Here is a 255-nt window from a genome sequence, read left to right on the forward strand (position 1 = left end):
TATACGGAGACGCGAACCCAGCGTTAACCGCTGTGGTAACCGGAACGGTAAATGGCGATGTGATTGACTATACGTTAAGCACCACCGCTACGACCACTTCAGCAGTAGGAAGCTATCCAATTGCAGTTGCTTTAGGCAGTAATCCAAACTATACGATAAGCACAACAGACGCTCTATTAACGGTAACACCAAAAGCGATCAACGTGAGTGTGGTAGCCGATAATAAAACCAAAGTATACGGAGACGCGAACCCAG

1 protein-coding gene is annotated in these 255 nt (G+C 47.1%); it reads left to right on the forward strand.

Annotated elements, in window-relative coordinates:
- Positions 1-255: MBG domain-containing protein (locus tag J3S90_RS15815; RefSeq protein WP_210646988.1), on the forward strand; the 255-nt coding region annotated here is incomplete at both ends.

The organism is Flavobacterium flabelliforme, assembly GCF_017948675.1.
Classification (GTDB): domain Bacteria; phylum Bacteroidota; class Bacteroidia; order Flavobacteriales; family Flavobacteriaceae; genus Flavobacterium; species Flavobacterium pygoscelis.